The sequence below is a fragment of the Pararhizobium sp. DWP3-4 genome, assembly GCF_049898205.1.
GTDB lineage: Bacteria > Pseudomonadota > Alphaproteobacteria > Rhizobiales > Rhizobiaceae > Pararhizobium.
On record NZ_JAFCXF010000017.1, the window covers coordinates 34,287 to 50,602 of the forward strand.

A 16,316-nucleotide genomic window follows, 5' to 3' on the forward strand; every position below is an offset into this window, starting at 1 on the left:
TGATGACAGGTAGCGGCAAACGCCTTGCCGCTACCGCCCGCTCTTTAAGGACAACCATGACCGGACCGCGCCTGCCAATTTCATCGGTTTTGATGACGCCGCCATTGCTGGCGATCCTGGCGTTTGGGCTGGCGCCGCTGACCATCGTTGTCGTCTGGAGTTTCTGGAGCTGGGATCCCTCGACTTATTGGATCAAGCCAGACCTGAGCCTCGTTGGATATGCGGGCATACTGGAAGCGTGGCGCTGGACGGTGATCGTCTCGACGCTGGTCAAAGCCTTCGCCACGGCGCTGCTCTGCCTGCTCATCGCCTATCCGACGGCCTATGCCGTACATTTCCTCGCCGGTCGCAGGCTCGGCATCATCCTGTTGGCCTTGATCACTATTCCCTTTTTTACATCGTATCTGATCCGATCCTTCTCCTGGCGGCTGGTGCTTGGGCGTACCGGGGTGCTCAATACCTGGCTGCAGGATTTGGGCATCACCAACGCGCCGCTCGACTGGCTACTGTTCAGCAATTTTGCTGTTGTCGTCGGGCTGGTCGCCTCCTATCTGCCGTTTGCGACTTTCCCCCTGCTCCTGTCGATGCGCCGCGTCGATCCGGCCTTTCTTGCCGCGGCCCAGGATCTGGGTGCCGGCTTCTGGAAAAGCCTGACCAGCATCCTGTTGCCGCTGACCATGTCCGGCATCTTTGCCGGCTTCCTGTTCGTTTTCGTCATGGTGGTGGGCTCCTCCACCGAGGTGCAGATGCTGGGTGGTGCCGGAGCGTCGATCGTCTCGGTGATGATCAACGACGTCATGCGCGTCGCCAACTACCCGCTGGCCTTCGCCATTTCCACCATCGTGCTGATCGTGATCTTCGGTCTTGTGCTGATCGGCAACCGCATTTTCGGGCTTGCCTCACTGTTTGAGGATCAGTCGCCATGATGATCCGGGAAGGTCTATCCAACCGCGTCCTGCTCTGGGCAATCACCATCGCCGGATTGATCGTCATCTATGCGCCGCCGCTCTATCTGCTGGCAGCATCCTTCAATCCGGCCTTGCAGCCCGGCCTGCCGCGCCTCTCCGATCTCAGCCTCACATGGTATGCGGCACTCCCGAATGACCGGGCGCTTGTCGGGGCGTTGCAGCAATCGCTGATGATCGCGACGATAACGGCGGTACTGGCGACCGGCATGTCGCTGCTGGCAGCCCTTGCCTATTTCGAATTGCGGGCACGGCGAACGGCCTGGTTCCTGACGGTGATCCTGCCGATGTTCGTGCCGGGGGTCATCCAGGGACTTGCGCTATCTGCCGTCTTCACGCGCAGCGGCATCAAGGCCTCGAGCCTGACGGTGATCGCCGGACATCTGTTGTGGGCGATGCCTTTCGCGTTCATCGTCATTCTCACCAGTTTCGCCGCCGTGCGCCGTTCCTATCTGACCGCTGCGGCCGATCTCGGCGCGACATGGTGGCGCCAGTTCGTCGATATTACATTGCCGCTGATTCGCCCTGGCCTGATCAGCGCCTTCATCTTTTCGTTCCTGCTGTCGCTCAACGAATTCACCCGCGCCTTCTATCTGGCCGGTCGCCAGAACACTTTGCCGGTGGTTCTGTTCGGCAAAATGAACTCGGGCGCATCACCGGTGATCTACGCGATGTCGGGCGCGATTTTCCTGGTTTCGGTGGCCTGTGTTGCCCTGGCCTCGCTGCATTTCATGCTGCGCCGGAACTGACCCAGACGGGCTCTTACGCTTTCAGGTAACCGACAACGGCATCGGCAATCATCGTGCGGTGGCGTTCGATCGTGCCGGGCTCGGAGAGATCGCGGCGAAAGATCGAGCCGAAAGTGTAGCGGTTTGAAACGCGGAAAAAGCAGAACGCGCTGATCATCATGTGAATGTCGATCGGATCGGCCTGGCGTGTGAAGACACGCTGGTTGACGCCACGCTCAAGAATACCGGCGATCGTCTCGATGACGGAGACGTTGAGGTCGCGGATTGCCTCCGAGCGCAGCATATGGGCGGCATGATGGATGTTTTCGATGCTGACCAGACGCACGAAATCCGGATGCGCCTCGTCATGGTCGAAGGTGGTCGAGATCAGCACCCGCAACGCCTCTTCCGGTTCCAGATTGGAGAGCTGAAGGTCCGCCTCCAGCGTGCGGATCTTGCGATAGGAGCGCTCCAGCACCGCAAGATAGAGGCCCTCCTTGCTGCCGAAATAATAATAGATCATGCGCTTGGACGTGCGGGTCCGCTCGGCAATGGCATCGACGCGCCCGCCGGCAAGGCCATGCGTGGAGAACTCTTCCGTCGCCACCTCAAGGATGTTCTCCTGCGTGCGTTGCGGATCGTTTTTCCTGCCGTTTTCAGCCTTGCTTGCCATGCTCCGCCGCTCCCTCCCGGCGCCTCGCTCGTCCGTCCACATGTCTCCCACACGCGAATCCGCATCCGGTTACCCCGTATGCCCATCAAGTCATAGTCAGCTTACAGCGTGCTTTCAATAGATGCCTCTTGACATACGTACCAGTTCGTACATTTTAATCTCGCACCGGTTATCCCTGAGGAGGAGGCGCCAGTGCGGATACCTGGTCACGGCATTGTGCGGCCGCTGCGGATGCAGCACAGGACGCACAATCGCCACGACGGAATCCATTTGGGGGACAGGCATGACACGCATCATCGATTTTTATTTTCTGGGCCTGAAGGCGATTATCGCCTTGCTGCTCGCCGCCATGGTCGTTTTGGTGTTCGGCAATGTCGTGCTGCGCTATGCCTTCAATCAGGGCATTACCTCGTCCGAAGAACTATCCCGGGTCTTCTTCATCTGGCTGACATTCCTGGGTGCGGTCGTTGCCATGCGCGAACACGGCCATCTCGGCGTCGATTCGCTGATCAAGCGTCTGCCGCCGGTCGGCGCCAAGCTGGCCGTTCTGGCGGGGCAGGGTTTGATGCTGCTGGCAACCGCGCTGATGATCAGCGGCAGCTGGACACAGACGATCATCAACCTACCGGCGACGATGCCTGCAACCGGCCTGTCCATGGGCTTCTTCTATGGCGCCGGCCTGGCCTTCGGAATCCCAACCTTCCTCATCATCCTCTGGGACGCGTTTTGCGTCGCGACCGGCCGCATCGACGTGACCACCGCCGAGTTCGTCCGTGACAGCGAGGAACAGGTGGCTCTCGACGATCACCCCGCACCGCCAGCCGTCACCGGCGCGAAGATCTGAGGAGAACACCATGACCCTGACGATTTTCCTCGGTGCACTTCTCGGTCCCATGGCACTCGGCGTGCCGATTGCCTTTGCCCTGATCCTCAGCGGCGTTGCACTGATGATGTATATGGGCATTTTCGATGCTCAGATCGTCGCGCAGAATGTGATGAATGGTGCCGACAGCTTTCCGCTGATGGCCGTGCCGTTCTTTCTTCTGGCTGGCGAGGTGATGAACACCGGCGGCCTGTCGCGCCGGATCGTCAATCTTGCCATGGCGCTGGTCGGCCATGTACGTGGCGGACTGGGTTTCGTGGCGATCTTTGCCGCCTGTGTTCTCTCCAGCCTTTCCGGCTCTGCGGTGGCGGATGCGGCAGCGCTCGGCGCGCTGCTCTACCCGATGATGCTGAAATCGGGCCATGACCCGGCCCGCACCGGCGGCCTTCTGGCATCCGCCTCGGTCATCGGCCCGATCATCCCGCCATCCATCGGTTTCATCCTCTATGGCGTGATCGGCGGCGTTTCGATCACCAAACTCTTCCTGGCCGGTATCGTGCCGGGCCTGCTGATTGCGCTGGCGCTCTGCGTCACCTGGCTTCTGGTGGCGCGCAAGGAGCAGTTCGCGCTGCCGCCCCGGCAAAGCGGTGCAGTCCGCCTGAAAGCCTTCGTCGATGCCATTTGGGCGTTGATGCTGCCGCTAATCATCGTCTTCGGCCTGAAGTTCGGTGTCTTCACACCGACGGAAGCCGGTGTTGTTGCCGCCGTCTATTCGCTGTTCGTCGCCATGGTGATCTATCGCGAGCTGCCGCCGTCCCGGGTGTTTCACGTCTTCGTGGCGGCGGCAAAGATCACATCCGTGGTGATGTTCCTCGTTGCCTGTGCTGCCGTCTCCGCCTGGCTGATCACGGTTGCGGATGTGCCCGGCGATCTCGTCGCGCTGCTTGAGCCGCTGATGGACAACCAAACGCTGCTGCTGATCGCCATCATGGTGCTGATCGTGCTGGTCGGCACCGCCATGGACATGACACCGACGATCCTGATCATGACGCCCGTGCTGATGCCGGTCATCAAGCAGGCGGGCATTGATCCCGTTTATTTCGGCGTCCTGTTCATCATCAACAATTCCATCGGCCTGATCACTCCGCCTGTCGGCACGGTTCTCAATGTCATCTGCGGCGTTTCCAAGCTGTCGATGGAGGATCTGATGAAGGGCGTCATGCCCTTCCTGATCGCCGAACTGATCGTGCTTTTCCTCCTTGTTCTCTTCCCACAACTGGTGATGGCACCGGTTGCCTGGTTCGGACATTGAGGCGGAAGGCATTTGTTAAAACCATTCAACCGGCCGGGAAACACCGGCCAAAATCTGGGAGGAAAACATGTTGAACAGGATGATGAAAATGGCGTTGGGGCTCGCTCTGCCCGCAATGCTTTTGGCGGGTACCGCTTCGGCCGAAATCCGTGAAACCACGGTGAAATTTGCCAGTGCAAACAATAAAGGCCATCCGCAAGTCACCGGCATGGAAAAGTTTGCCGAGATCGTCAAGGAAAAGAGCGGCGGCAAGATCGACGTCAAACTGTTTCCGGGCGGCGTGCTCGGCGGCGATGTGCAGACCGTTTCGTCGCTGCAGGGTGGCGTCGTCGAGATGTTGGTGCTGAATGCCGGCATTCTGGCGAGCAACGTCAAGGCGTTCGGCGCGGTCGACCTGCCGTTCCTGTTCAACAGCGGCGAGGAAGCCGACAAGGTCATGGACGGCCCGTTCGGCCAGAGCCTGTCCGATAAACTCCCGGATACCGGCCTCGTTGGCCTTGCCTACTGGGAACTGGGCTTCCGCAATCTCACCAACAACCGTCATCCGGTCACCAAGCTCGAAGACATCAAGGGCCTGAAGATCCGCACGCTGCAATCTCCGATCCCGATCGAGCTGTTCAACGGCCTCGGCGCCAATGCCGTTCCGCTGCCTTATACCGAACTCTACACGGCGCTGGAAACCGGCACTGTGGACGGCCAGGAAAACCCGGCCGCCAACATCCTCAACGCCAAGTTCTTCGAAGTGCAGAAATACATGACGGTGACCCGTCACCAGTACAATCCGCAGATCGTGCTGATCAGCAAGGCCTTCTGGGACAAGCTGAACGACGAGGAAAAGGCTGTCATCCAGTCGGCGGCGATCGAAGCCCGCGACTATCAGCGCAAGGTTTCGCGCGAGGTGGATGCCAAGGCGATGGCCGAGATCAAGGCAACCGGCATGGAAGTCTCCGAGCTTGGCCCGGAAGAAACCCAGAAGCTGCGCGACGCCGTCAAGCCGCTGGTTGACAAGTTCAGCGGCGAAATCGGCCCTGACACCGTCTCGTTGCTCTTCAAGGAACTTGCGGCGGCCCGCGGCCAGTAATGCCTTCGCCGGCCCGCCTTTGGGTGGGCCGGCTCATTTCTCCCGACAATCACGGAACCTGCTGCAATGGTCGAAACACGTCTGAAACCCTTGAAAGCCGGATTGATCGGCGCGGGCATCCAGGCTTCGCTGACACCGGCGATGCACATGCAGGAAGGCGCTGCCCAAGGTTTTACCTATGATTACGAACTGATCGACCTCAACCAGCTCGACCTGACGCCAGAAAGCTTGCCGGATCTTTTGAACCAGGCGGAGCAACGCGGTTTGAGCGGCCTCAACATTACCCATCCCTGCAAGCAGCTGGTGATCCCCTATCTGGACGAACTTTCCGACGAGGCACGCGCATTAAATGCCGTAAACACCGTCGTTCTCAGGAACGGCCGGCGATACGGTCATAACACCGACTGGTGGGGGTTTGCCGAGAGTTTTCGGCGCGGCTTGCCTGATGCCGATCTTGAGGCTGCGGTCCAGATCGGTGCGGGTGGTGCCGGTGTCGCCACCGCCTATGCCATCCTGTCGCTTGGCCTGAAAAACCTCGCGGTGTTCGATCTCGCACCGGAGCGGGCGACCCAACTGGCGCAGGCTCTGTCCGCGCTGTTCCCGGAAGCAACAATTGCGGCACCCGATCACTTGGCGGCAGCGATGGGATCAGCATCCGGCCTGATCCATGCGACCCCGACCGGGATGGCGAAATATCCCGGTGTCCCGCTTCCGCCTGAACTGCTTTCACCCCGCCATTGGGTGGCTGAAATCGTCTATTTCCCGCTCGAAACCGAGCTTCTGAAGACGGCAAGGCTTCGGGGATGCCGGGTATTGGATGGTGGTGGTATGGCCGTCTTCCAGGCCGTTGGCGCTTTCAGCCTCTTCACCGGACGCAAGCCGGACGCCTACCGGATGATGCGGCATTTCGACAATCTGACGTCTGGAAGCCGTCCAAGCGAGGATTCGCAATGAAGACCTCAATCGCCACCGTATCGATCAGCGGCGAGCTTCCGGAAAAGCTGGCGGCAATCGCCAAGGCAGGATTTGACGGCGTCGAAATCTTCGAGAACGATTTCCTGGCCTTTGACGGCAGCCCGGCGGATGTCGGCCGGATGGTTCGCGACCATGGGCTGGAGATCACGTTGTTCCAGCCATTCCGCGATTTCGAGGGCATGCCGGAGCCTTATCGCACCCGTACCTTCGACCGCGCCGAACGCAAGTTCGATATCATGCAGCAGCTCGGCACCGATCTCGTGCTGGTCTGCTCTAATGTGTCGCCGGTGTCGCTGGGTGGCATCGACCGGGCAGCGGCGGACTTCCATGAACTCGGCGAGCGCGCCGCCAAACGTGGCCTGAGGGTTGGCTACGAGGCGCTGGCCTGGGGAAAGCATATTTTCGACCATCGGGATGCGTGGGAAATCGTCCGGCGGGCCGATCACCCCAATATCGGCCTGATGCTCGACAGCTTCCACACCTTGGCGCGCAAGATCGACATCAATTCGATCCGCTCGATCCCCAAGGAAAAAATCTTCATCGTCCAGCTGGCCGACGCGCCGCTGATCGACATGGACCTGCTCTACTGGAGCCGCCATTTCCGCAACATGCCGGGCGAAGGTGACCTGCCGGTCACCGCCTTTACCACCGCGATCGCCGAAACGGGCTATGACGGCTACTTCTCACTGGAAATCTTCAACGACCAGTTTCGCGGCGGCTCCGCCAAGGCGATTGCTGCCGATGGCTATCGCTCGCTGATCACGCTGGGTGACCGCGTGCGGCGCAATCCGAACGCGTCGGGCCTCACAGTTGCCGAGATGCCGGAACGCGCGGCGGTGAAGACCGTCGGCTTCGTCGAATTCTCCCTCGATGACACCGACGCCACGGACCTGATCGCCCTGCTGCGCACACTTGGCTTCCGCAACACTGCGCAGCACAAGAGCAAGCAGGTGCAGGTCTACAGCCAGGGCGACATCCGGCTTTTGGTCAACACCGAGCGGGCAGGTTTTGCCAATGCGTCCTACGCAGTCCACGGACCGTCGGCCTATGCTGTGGCGCTCGTGGTCGGCGACGCCGGCGAGGCCATGGCGCGGGCGGTGGCGTTGGGGGCAGAACCCTTCAGCCAGCCGGTCGGCACCGGCGAACTGGCAATTCCGGCCATTCGCGGAGTCGGCGGTGGGTTGATCTACCTGCTGGACGGGAAAGCCGATCTCGGCCGCATCTGGGATATCGATTTTGTCCCTGTCACGGACGAGAACGAAAGCCAGCCGGCACATCTGTGCACCATTGATCATATCGCCCAGACGGTCGCCTATGAGGAAATGCCGACCTGGCTTCTATTCTATACCGCTATCTTTGAGACGCAGAAGACGCCGATGGTGGATATCATCGACCCGGCCGGCGTCGTGCGCAGCCAGGTGATCGAGAATGCCGCAGGCACCCTGCGCGTCACCCTGAACGGCGCGGAAAACCGCCGCACGCTTGCCGGTCATTTCATTGCCGAAACCTTCGGATCGGGCATCCAGCATCTGGCATTCAGCACGGACGATATCTTCGCCACGGCAGCAGCGTTGAAACGGAACGGCTTCCAGCCACTGCACATTTCGCCCAACTATTACGACGACGTAGAAGCTCGGTTCGGCCTCGCCCCGGAGCTGAGCGAGCGGCTGAAAATGGAAAACATCCTCTACGACCGCGACGAGCACGGCGAATTCTTCCAGCTCTACAGTGGCACCTACGGCGAAGGCTTCTTCTTCGAGATCGTCGAACGCCGCGGCTATCGCGGTTACGGTGCCGCCAATGCCATCTTCCGCATCGCTGCGCTCAAAAAGCAGATCCGGCCGGAAGGCATGCCCGCCGTTGCTCAGAAACGGCAGAAGTAGTTCCTCTTGAAGCCAATCAGACCCCTCTTCTAGCCTACGAAGATGCGTTTTCCGTCGTCTACGTCAACGGCAATTGACACTTAACATTCTGTGAAAAGGAGCCCGCAGCAGGTTCCGGCGGGCTCTTCTGCCGTTTGATCACCGGGAATTACCGCTCGCGGCGAAGCAGCTGCATTAATCCAGGCATTGTCCGTGCCCTCCAGCGGCGGCCCGGAAACGAGACCACCTTAAATGGTCCCAGCCATAAGGGTTGACCGGATCATCGCAATGTCCTCCCGCAGGAAGGGCACGGCATCTCTCGACGGTGTGGTTCCGAACTCCCGCGCATATTGATGGCCCGAATAATTCGCCGCCGCGATCAGCCCCGGCGCCAGACAGTCGCCGATGCGGGTCACGGACTGTATGCCCGCGTCCGCCCATTCGCTTCGGCGGGCAGTCAGATCCAGCCACAGGCTTTCGTCGGGAAGGCGGGCCGTGACCGGGATGAGGGCGGCGCAATCGATCGACCGCGTCTTGCCACTGTAGATGCAAGCCAGTTCGAGGGTCCCGGCCGTGCGGCCGGCAAGACAGTGGGCGGGGATGATCGTCACGTCCAGATCGATCAGCCGCCGCTGCACCCGGGCCTGTTCCAATGTGTGATTGCTCCAGGGGGAGACCTGAGCCTCCGGCGTCACAAACGTGACTTTCCGCCCAGACGCCGCCAGCAGTTCGGCCAGCACGCTGCCCATGTAGAAACAGTCATCGTCGAAAATCACCACCGGACCATCGACCGAAACGGCCTTCGCCCCGTCGCTCAGCAAGGCATCAGGAGATAGGGTTACACCCGCCTGCAGATAGTCCAACGGCAGACAGTGGGTGCGCCCGACACCATCGGAGCGCCAATGCGAGCCGGTGGCGATGGCGATATGGGGGATGCCGTATGCAAAGATATCGTCGGCGCTCAGCGCGCTTTGCAGATACATCTGTGCATTCTGGTAGGTTTTCAATTGCCCCACCCGCCAATCCCGCACGCGTGCCCATGTGGCCAACCCGGGCAGCCGGCTTTCGCGGCTGACCCGGCCGCCCCATTCGCGGCCGGCTTCAGCCAATGTAACGTCGAGGCCGCGCTGTGCCAGCGCCCGTGCCGCTTCAAGTCCTGCAGGTCCGCCTCCGACGACGAGCACGGCATCGGCAGTCTCCGAAGCTGGGATCCTTTCCGGATGCCAGCCCTTGCGCCATTCCTCGCCGACGGTTGGATTCTGCGTACAGCGCATCGGAGCCGATGTGTTGTCGCCGGATGTGCAGATGTTGCAGCCGATACACTCGCGGATATCGTCGATACGGCCTTCCTCGATCTTCAGCGGCAGGAATGGATCGGCAATGGAGGGGCGCGCCGCCCCGATAAAATCCATGATACCCCGCTTGATCACCCGCACCATGCTGTCCGGCGAAGTGTAGCGCCCGACGCCGACGACAGGCTTGGTGGTCACTGATTTGACAAAGCGGATATAGGGTTCCTGAAAACCTTCCTCTGAAAACCGTGACGTCTGGCTGTCGTTCGACCAGTTCGACAGGTTGACGTCCCAGAGGTCCGGCACCTCGGCCAGCGCCTCGATAATGTCGCGTCCTTCGCCCTCGCAGGTAATGCCCGAGGGGCCAAGCAGTTCGTCGACGGCCAGACGGACGGCAAGGGCGCAGGTGTCGCCGACAACGTCCCGGACATCGCCCAGAATCTCCCGGAACAGCCGCAGCCGGTTGTCGAAGGACCCGCCATATTCGTCGGTACGATGGTTGTGCCTGCGCGACAGGAAGTGCTGGATCACGCTCATGTCGTGGCCGGAATAGATGTAGATGATATCGAAGCCGGCCTGCTTGGCGCGGATGGCGGCATTGCGGTACCAGCGGCGCATATCGGCAATATCGGACTTGTCCATGGCCCGCGCCTGAACCGGGTCCAGCCCATCGCCGACGACATGCGACGGGGCAAGCGGGATCATCCGGCTGAAACGGTTGGCAACGTGCAGCCCGTTGTGAACCAGCTGGATCGCCGCCAGGCTGCCATGCGCGTGGATCTTGCCGGCGACCAGCGAAAGCGCGCCGATATCGTCGTCGTCCCACAGCCTGGCCTCATTGGCCGGTGTGAGGTCTGACGTGGGATGGATTTCCGCTTCCTGCGTCGAGATCACCGCCCAGCCGCCTTCCGCCTTGATCCCGCGCATCTGCGCCTCGGCATTGGGATAGCGATAACCCATGCCGGAACAGTGGGGGACTTGGTAGAAGCGATTTCGTGCCGTCAGAGGCCCGATTTTCACCGGCTCAAAAAGCACGTCATAGCGAGGATCGCTTGTCATCTTCGGGCCGTCGTCCCCTCACACAGTTGTCGCTGCCGCCACGTCTTGCCGGGCAATCCACTAAGGCAGGATAGTGGGCTTCAGCCATCTTGCAAGAGAAATTATACAGTCATATAATTACCCTGTACTGCTTTGATATGTTTCAATTTCAATGAGAACCTCACAATTCGGCCGGAAAGCCCGGGGCGCGCAGGTCGGTCCCTACCGCGTCCTCAAGCAGCTTCACCACCTGCGACGACCAGGCATTGCCGCCATAGGTGGAGCGGGCACGGATGAAGGTCTGCAGCGTGTGCGAGGCGAGATCGAGCGGTACGCCGAACTGCTTGCCGAAGCCGAGCGCAAAACCCAAGTCCTTGCAGGCGAGGTCCATGGTGAAGTTGATGTTGTAGCTGCCGTTGAGGATCACCTGGCCTTCCGTCTCGTGCACGAAACTGTTGCCGGAACTCGCCTTGATGATGTTGAAGGCATCGGTCAGGTCGATGCCGCCCTTCTTCGCCAGCATCAGCGCCTCGCCGGTCGCCAGAAGGTGAATGAAGGCGAGCATATTGGTGATGACCTTGATCACGGCGGCCTTGCCGAGCGGTCCGGCATGAAAGATTTCGCCGCCCATCGCGCTCAGCGCCGGTAAATGTGCATCGAACAGGTCAAGATCGCCCCCTGCAATGACGGTGATGTCGCCTACGGCTGCCCGGTGGACGCCGCCTGTCACCGGCGCCTCCAGCATGCGGATACCCTTTGCTGCCGAAAGGGCGGCAAGACGCTCGATATCGTTCTGGTCGAGCGTGCTCATCTCGATCCAGGTTCCGCCGGCTTTCAAGCCCGAAAGAATGCCGTCCGGGCCGGTCAGCACGGCCTCGGAGATCGCCGGGGAGGGCAGGCAGGTGATAACGGCATCGACTTCGGCTGCCAGCGCCTGCGGACTGTCTGCCCACTGCGCGCCGCGTTGAAGCAATGGCTCCGCACGGCTACGATCCCGGTCGTGAACGGTAACTGAAAAACCCGCGCCCACAAGGCTGCCCGCCAGGTGCTGGCCAAGATGCCCAAGTCCGATAAAGCCGTAGCGCATATCCGTCCTCCGTTCAGGCTGGGCTCGGTACGCCGGTGGAAATATCTCCATCCGCCGCCGCCGGCCGTGGTGGTCACGTTTTCATGCTGCGTCCTCGAGGATCATCGCTGCGCCCTTTTCGGCGACCATCATCGTCGGTGCATTGATGTTGCCGGCCGTGACATTGGGAAAAACCGAGGCATCGACGATGCGCAGGCCTTCGACGCCATGCACCCGCAGCCGGGCGTCTACCACCGACGCCGAAGCATCCGGTCCCATCATGCAGCTTCCGCAGAGATGGTAGATCGAGCTGGCATTGGCACGGAAATAGTCGAGCAGGCTTTCGTCGCTTTCAGCGGCCGGCGACGGGGAAACCTCGGCCTCGATAATGGCTGCGAGCGACGGCGCCGATGCGATCCGGCGCACCAGCCGGCTCCCCTCGATGACATCCGCAATATCGCGATCGGTCGAAAGGTAGTTGGGCTGGATCAACGCTGCGGCTGCCGGATCGCCCGAGGCAAGCGCAATCCGGCCGCGGCTGGTGGGACGGCAGGAGTTGAAGGCAATGAGGAAACCCGCATAGGGCTCCGGCACCATGGAGGCGCTGGCGTCGACGGGAATGCGGTAGGACAGCGGATTGAAATAGAGTTGGATGTTGGGCCGCGTCTGCGCTGGCGTACCGCGGAAGAACCCGCCCGCCTGATTGACGCTCATGGCGAACGGCCCCTTGCGGGTCAGAATATATTGCAGCCCCAGCCGCGCCTGTCCCAACAGACTGCCGAATACGCCGTTCAACGTCGGCCGGTTGGCGCGGTAGTAAAAGCTCGCCGCCAGATGATCCTGCAGATTTTGGCCAACGGCCGGCAGATGACGGCGGCTCTCGATGCCCTTCGCGCCGAGCGCCGAGCCATCGCCGATCCCCGAAAGCTGCAGCAGTTTCGGCGTATCGATCGCGCCGGCCGAGACGACGACTTCACGCCGAGCCGAAAATGTCCGCCGGACGCCATCCTGCAAAACCTCGACCCCGGTCGCGCGCCCATCCGGCGCAAAGAGCAGCCGCTGTGCGTAGGCACGGCGCTCGATCGAGACATTGGCCCGTCTAAGGGCCGGACGAAGGTACTCGGCGCTGGAATGCGAGCGCCGGCCATTTCGCGTGTTGATATCGTAGACGCCCGCACCCTCGATCGATGCACCGTTGAAGTCGGTCGTCGCTGGCAGTTGCACCTCTTCGCAGCCCTTCAGATAGGCATCGGTGACCGGATGGGTCATGCCGCGCATCGGCGTCACATGGATCGGGCCATTGCCGCCGTGCCAGTGCGAGGCGCCTTTTTCATGGGTCTCGAGTTTTTTGAAGTAGGGTAGGACATCGGCAGCGCCCCAGCCCGGGTTCCCAGCGGCTTCCCAGTCGTCGAAGTCGTCGGCAGCACCCCGCACGAACACCATGGCGTTGATCGAGCCGGACCCGCCCTGCACCTTGCCGCGCGGCACATAAATTCGGCGCCCGGCAAGCGCAGCCTCCGGCTCGGTCGAATACATCCAGTTGACCTTGGGGTTGTAATAGCTCTTGGCGTAGCCGATCGGGATCTTGAACCAGAAGGACGAGTCCTTGTCCCCCGCCTCGACGAGGAGAACGCTGTAGCGGCCGCTCTCGCTCAGGCGGCTTGCAAGGATGCAGCCCGCCGAGCCGGCGCCGATGATGACGAAGTCGTAGATCATGAACGGTCTCTGTTCGCGCTCAGCCCCTGGCGGGCATGAACTCCTTGATGTCGGCGGGCGCTGCGGCCATCTGCAGATGCAGGCGGTCGCCGGTATAGGGGGAGTGCTTCGCAACGACATCGAGATTGAGCTCGATGCCGAGGCCCGGTTCGCGCGACGGGATGAGATAACCATCGTCGAACTGCAGCTTGGTCTTCAGCACCTCGCCGTGAAAGCCGCCAAAATCCATGATCGCTTCGTGGATCAGGAAGTTCGGCGTTGCGGCCGAAAGCTGGATACTGGCGGCAGCACCCACCGGACCATTGTAGAGATGCGGCGCGATCTGGGCGTAGAAGGCCTCGGCCATCCCGGCGATCTTCTTGGCTTCCAAAAGGCCGCCGACACGGGCGACATTCATCTGCAGGATCGCCGCCGCGCCGAGCTGCAGCACGCGCTGGAATTCGTATTTCGTCGTCAGCCGCTCGCCGGTCGAGATCGGGGTGGATGTAGCGCGCGCCACTTCGGCCATGGCGGCCTCCTGTCCGGGCGGCACCGGCTCTTCGAACCAAAGCGGATCGTATTTCTCCAGCCGCCGTGCCAGCCGGATCGCCGAGGATGGCACCATCTGCCCATGCGTGCCGAAGAGGATATCGGCGCGGCTGCCAATCGCTTCGCGGATCTTAGCGCAGAAGAGTTCGCAGCGGTCGAGAACCCCCATCGAAAGCTGGTGGCCGGAATAGTTGGTATAGGGGCCGGCCGGATCGAACTTGACGGCGGTAAAGCCCATCTCGACCATCCGGATGGCTTCTTCCGCGGCCAGATCAGGGTCGTTGTAGTCGTAATCACCGGCCGCATTCTTCGGATAGAGATAGGTGTAGGCGCGCAGCTTTTCGTGGACGGTGCCGCCGAGCAGATCGGAAACCGGCCGGCCGCCAGCCTTGCCGATGATGTCCCAGCAGGCGATTTCGAGGCCCGAGACGATCCCCATCATCGTCGTGTCGGGGCGCTGCGTGAAGCCGCTCGAATAGGCCGCCCGCCAGAAGCGCTCGATCTGGTGAGGATCATGATCGAGCAGATAGCGCTGGAAGACATCGTCGATCAGCGGAACCATGGCCGAGGGATGGAACGAGGTCGCATAGATTTCGCCGACCCCCGAAATGCCGCAGGCCGTCTCAAGCTGGACGAAAATCCAATACATGCCGCCGACATGCGGCGGTGGAACGGCGACCACGTGGGTTTTCAGCGATGCGATCTTCATGGGTGGTTCCTCCCTTGCCAGGTGATCAGTGTTTCAGGATGACAAGCCGCGTCTGCGTGAATTCCAGCATGCCGTGTTTGCCGTCGTCGCCGCCGAGCCCGGATTTCTTCCAGCCGGCGTGATAACCTTGGTACGGATCGGCCGGGAAACGGTTGACATAAAGCTCGCCCGCCTCGATCTCGCTCGCCGCCTGCATCACCTTGCGGTAGTTTTCCGAAAACAGCACCGAGGCGAGCCCGAACTGGTGATCGCTGGCCAGAGCCAAAGCCTCGTCGAACGTCTCGTAGGACAAAACCGCCAGCACCGGGCCGAACACCTCTTCCCGGACGATCTCCATCTCCTGGCGGCAGCCGGTGATCAGGGTCGGCGGATAGAAATAGCCGTCGCCATCCGGAATGACGCCACCAGCAACGACTGTCGCTCCCTCGGCCATGGCCCGTTCGACCATCCCATGGATACGGTCGCGCGCTGCAGCATTGGCAAGCGGCCCCATACTGTGAGGATGGGCGGAGCGATCACCAAAGCGGCGGGAAACAAAGCCCTGGCGCAGCGTCTCGACCAAAGCATCGTGGATCGAGGCATGCACATAAAGCCGCTCGGCCGAGGTGCAGACCTGTCCGCAATGGGCTGTCTTTGCGCCCAGAACCATGCGAGCCACCGCGTCGAGATCGGCATCGGGTTCGACGATGACAGGCGACTTGCCGCCGAGTTCCAGCGACGGCTTAGCGATATTGTTCTTGCAATAATCAAGTACCGTCTGGCCTGCGGCAACGCTGCCGGTCAGCGTGATCATGCCGACGGCCGGATGCGTGCACATGGTGCGGGCCACATCGTGGGACATCGTCATGATGTTGATAAGGCCGGCCGGCAGACCGGCTTCCAGCACGGCTTGCGCAAACGCGAAGGCTGAGGTGGGCGTGGTGTTGCTCGGGCGGACAACGACGGCATTGCCGGTGATGAGGGCGGGCGCAATCTTGCGCACCAGCGTGTAGATCGGGAAATTGAACGGGATCAGGCAGGCAACGACGCCGATGGGCTCGCGCTTGAGCAGCAGGGTCTCGTCGGGCGTATCGCTTTCAATGATCTCGCCTTCGATACGGCGTGCCCATTCCGCGTGATAGCGCAACAGCTCGACGCCGTAGATGGCTTCGGCGGTGGCGTCTGCAAGGCTCTTGCCGGATTCCAGCGCCAGCGACTCGCCAATCCTTGGTGCATGATGCTCGATCGCATCGGCGAGTTTGCGCAAGGCATCGCCCCGCTGAATCGCCGGGAGCTGGCGCCAAAGCTTTTGCGCGCCTTTCGCTGCCTCGACTGCTGCCGCGACATCAGCGTCGTCTGCGGCCGGAACCGTGGTGAAGACCTTGCCGTTGGCCGGATTGCGCACCTCGATCCCGGACAAGCCGGACGCTTCGACAAAACGGCCACCGATGAAGTTGCGATGCTGCGTCATGAGCCCACCTGAAACATAGTCTGTTTCAGGCAGTAGAGTGGACGCAGCCCCCGGTTCGCAAGCGACTTATTATCGGGCCAAGCATTCCAAAAACGAAT

13 protein-coding genes are annotated in these 16,316 nt (G+C 61.3%); 7 read left to right on the plus strand and 6 right to left on the minus strand.

All coding sequences use genetic code 11. The features are described 5' to 3' along the window. The first annotated feature begins 56 nt into the window (after positions 1 to 56). Together ACP7E6_RS26790 and ACP7E6_RS26795 are read left to right on the plus strand one after the other, a co-directional pair. The gene (locus ACP7E6_RS26790; protein WP_426232830.1) at positions 57 to 926 is read left to right on the plus strand and encodes an ABC transporter permease; all 870 of its coding nucleotides are present in this window, start codon (positions 57 to 59) and stop codon (positions 924 to 926) included. Then, entirely contained in the window at positions 923 to 1,714 is a 792-nt protein-coding gene (locus tag ACP7E6_RS26795) for an ABC transporter permease (protein ID WP_426232832.1), read from the plus strand. Before ACP7E6_RS26790 ends, ACP7E6_RS26795 begins: the two co-directional genes overlap by 4 nt. A gap of 13 nt (positions 1,715 to 1,727) precedes the next feature. Here ACP7E6_RS26795 and ACP7E6_RS26800 read toward each other — a convergent pair whose 3' ends face one another. After that, positions 1,728 to 2,366 (minus strand): TetR/AcrR family transcriptional regulator, encoded by a 639-nt coding sequence (locus ACP7E6_RS26800; RefSeq protein WP_426232834.1) that lies wholly within the window; start codon positions 2,364 to 2,366, stop codon positions 1,728 to 1,730. Between the two features lie 283 nt (positions 2,367 to 2,649). Between ACP7E6_RS26800 and ACP7E6_RS26805 the strand changes: the two genes are divergently transcribed. The 5 genes from ACP7E6_RS26805 (at position 2,650) to ACP7E6_RS26825 (ending at position 8,440) form a co-directional block, all read left to right on the plus strand. Continuing rightward, positions 2,650 to 3,210 (plus strand): TRAP transporter small permease, encoded by a 561-nt coding sequence (locus tag ACP7E6_RS26805; RefSeq protein ID WP_426232836.1) that lies wholly within the window; start codon positions 2,650 to 2,652, stop codon positions 3,208 to 3,210. Positions 3,211 to 3,220: 10 nt separating this feature from the next. Further along, positions 3,221 to 4,501 carry a TRAP transporter large permease gene (locus ACP7E6_RS26810; protein ID WP_426232838.1) on the plus strand — a complete coding sequence of 427 codons (1,281 nt, stop codon included), beginning with the start codon at positions 3,221 to 3,223 and terminating at the stop codon, positions 4,499 to 4,501. Positions 4,502 to 4,568: 67 nt separating this feature from the next. Then, on the plus strand, positions 4,569 to 5,582 hold the full coding sequence (locus ACP7E6_RS26815) for a TRAP transporter substrate-binding protein (RefSeq protein WP_426232840.1): 1,014 nt from the start codon (positions 4,569 to 4,571) through the stop codon (positions 5,580 to 5,582). A gap of 66 nt (positions 5,583 to 5,648) precedes the next feature. Continuing rightward, positions 5,649 to 6,536 carry a shikimate dehydrogenase gene (locus ACP7E6_RS26820; protein ID WP_426232842.1) on the plus strand — a complete coding sequence of 296 codons (888 nt, stop codon included), beginning with the start codon at positions 5,649 to 5,651 and terminating at the stop codon, positions 6,534 to 6,536. Then, positions 6,533 to 8,440: a bifunctional sugar phosphate isomerase/epimerase/4-hydroxyphenylpyruvate dioxygenase family protein gene (locus tag ACP7E6_RS26825; protein WP_426232843.1), complete on the plus strand. Its 1,908-nt coding sequence runs from the start codon at positions 6,533 to 6,535 to the stop codon at positions 8,438 to 8,440. The genes ACP7E6_RS26820 and ACP7E6_RS26825 overlap by 4 nt, the downstream gene beginning before the upstream one ends. Before the next feature lie 227 nt (positions 8,441 to 8,667). Here ACP7E6_RS26825 and ACP7E6_RS26830 read toward each other — a convergent pair whose 3' ends face one another. From ACP7E6_RS26830 to aldA, 5 genes are all read right to left on the minus strand, one after another. Continuing rightward, the gene (locus tag ACP7E6_RS26830; protein ID WP_426232845.1) at positions 8,668 to 10,770 is read right to left on the minus strand and encodes an NAD(P)-binding protein; all 2,103 of its coding nucleotides are present in this window, start codon (positions 10,768 to 10,770) and stop codon (positions 8,668 to 8,670) included. Positions 10,771 to 10,930: 160 nt separating this feature from the next. Then, positions 10,931 to 11,836 carry an NAD(P)-dependent oxidoreductase gene (locus ACP7E6_RS26835; RefSeq protein WP_426232847.1) on the minus strand — a complete coding sequence of 302 codons (906 nt, stop codon included), beginning with the start codon at positions 11,834 to 11,836 and terminating at the stop codon, positions 10,931 to 10,933. An 81-nt stretch (positions 11,837 to 11,917) separates the two neighbouring features. Further along, positions 11,918 to 13,531, minus strand: a complete 1,614-nt coding sequence (locus tag ACP7E6_RS26840; protein ID WP_426232849.1) for a GMC family oxidoreductase — start codon at positions 13,529 to 13,531, stop codon at positions 11,918 to 11,920. A 19-nt stretch (positions 13,532 to 13,550) separates the two neighbouring features. Further along, a complete protein-coding gene (locus ACP7E6_RS26845; protein WP_426232851.1) occupies positions 13,551 to 14,768 on the minus strand; it encodes a mandelate racemase/muconate lactonizing enzyme family protein in 1,218 nt (405 codons plus the stop codon). A gap of 25 nt (positions 14,769 to 14,793) precedes the next feature. Beyond that, the gene (gene aldA / locus ACP7E6_RS26850) at positions 14,794 to 16,218 is read right to left on the minus strand and encodes an aldehyde dehydrogenase (RefSeq protein WP_426232853.1); all 1,425 of its coding nucleotides are present in this window, start codon (positions 16,216 to 16,218) and stop codon (positions 14,794 to 14,796) included. Positions 16,219 to 16,316 lie beyond the last annotated feature (98 nt).

Excerpts from the sequence above, each read along its gene's own strand:
- ACP7E6_RS26790 (WP_426232830.1), top strand. The coding sequence starts at position 57 with ATGACCGGACCGCGCCTGCCAATTTCATCGGTTTTGATGACGCCGCCA.
- ACP7E6_RS26795 (WP_426232832.1), top strand. The coding sequence starts at position 923 with ATGATGATCCGGGAAGGTCTATCCAACCGCGTCCTGCTCTGGGCAATC.
- ACP7E6_RS26800 (WP_426232834.1), bottom strand. The coding sequence starts at position 2,366 with ATGGCAAGCAAGGCTGAAAACGGCAGGAAAAACGATCCGCAACGCACG.
- ACP7E6_RS26805 (WP_426232836.1), top strand. The coding sequence starts at position 2,650 with ATGACACGCATCATCGATTTTTATTTTCTGGGCCTGAAGGCGATTATC.
- ACP7E6_RS26810 (WP_426232838.1), top strand. The coding sequence starts at position 3,221 with ATGACCCTGACGATTTTCCTCGGTGCACTTCTCGGTCCCATGGCACTC.
- ACP7E6_RS26815 (WP_426232840.1), top strand. The coding sequence starts at position 4,569 with ATGTTGAACAGGATGATGAAAATGGCGTTGGGGCTCGCTCTGCCCGCA.
- ACP7E6_RS26820 (WP_426232842.1), top strand. The coding sequence starts at position 5,649 with ATGGTCGAAACACGTCTGAAACCCTTGAAAGCCGGATTGATCGGCGCG.
- ACP7E6_RS26825 (WP_426232843.1), top strand. The coding sequence starts at position 6,533 with ATGAAGACCTCAATCGCCACCGTATCGATCAGCGGCGAGCTTCCGGAA.
- ACP7E6_RS26830 (WP_426232845.1), bottom strand. The coding sequence starts at position 10,770 with ATGACAAGCGATCCTCGCTATGACGTGCTTTTTGAGCCGGTGAAAATC.
- ACP7E6_RS26835 (WP_426232847.1), bottom strand. The coding sequence starts at position 11,836 with ATGCGCTACGGCTTTATCGGACTTGGGCATCTTGGCCAGCACCTGGCG.
- ACP7E6_RS26840 (WP_426232849.1), bottom strand. The coding sequence starts at position 13,531 with ATGATCTACGACTTCGTCATCATCGGCGCCGGCTCGGCGGGCTGCATC.
- ACP7E6_RS26845 (WP_426232851.1), bottom strand. The coding sequence starts at position 14,768 with ATGAAGATCGCATCGCTGAAAACCCACGTGGTCGCCGTTCCACCGCCG.
- aldA (WP_426232853.1), bottom strand. The coding sequence starts at position 16,218 with ATGACGCAGCATCGCAACTTCATCGGTGGCCGTTTTGTCGAAGCGTCC.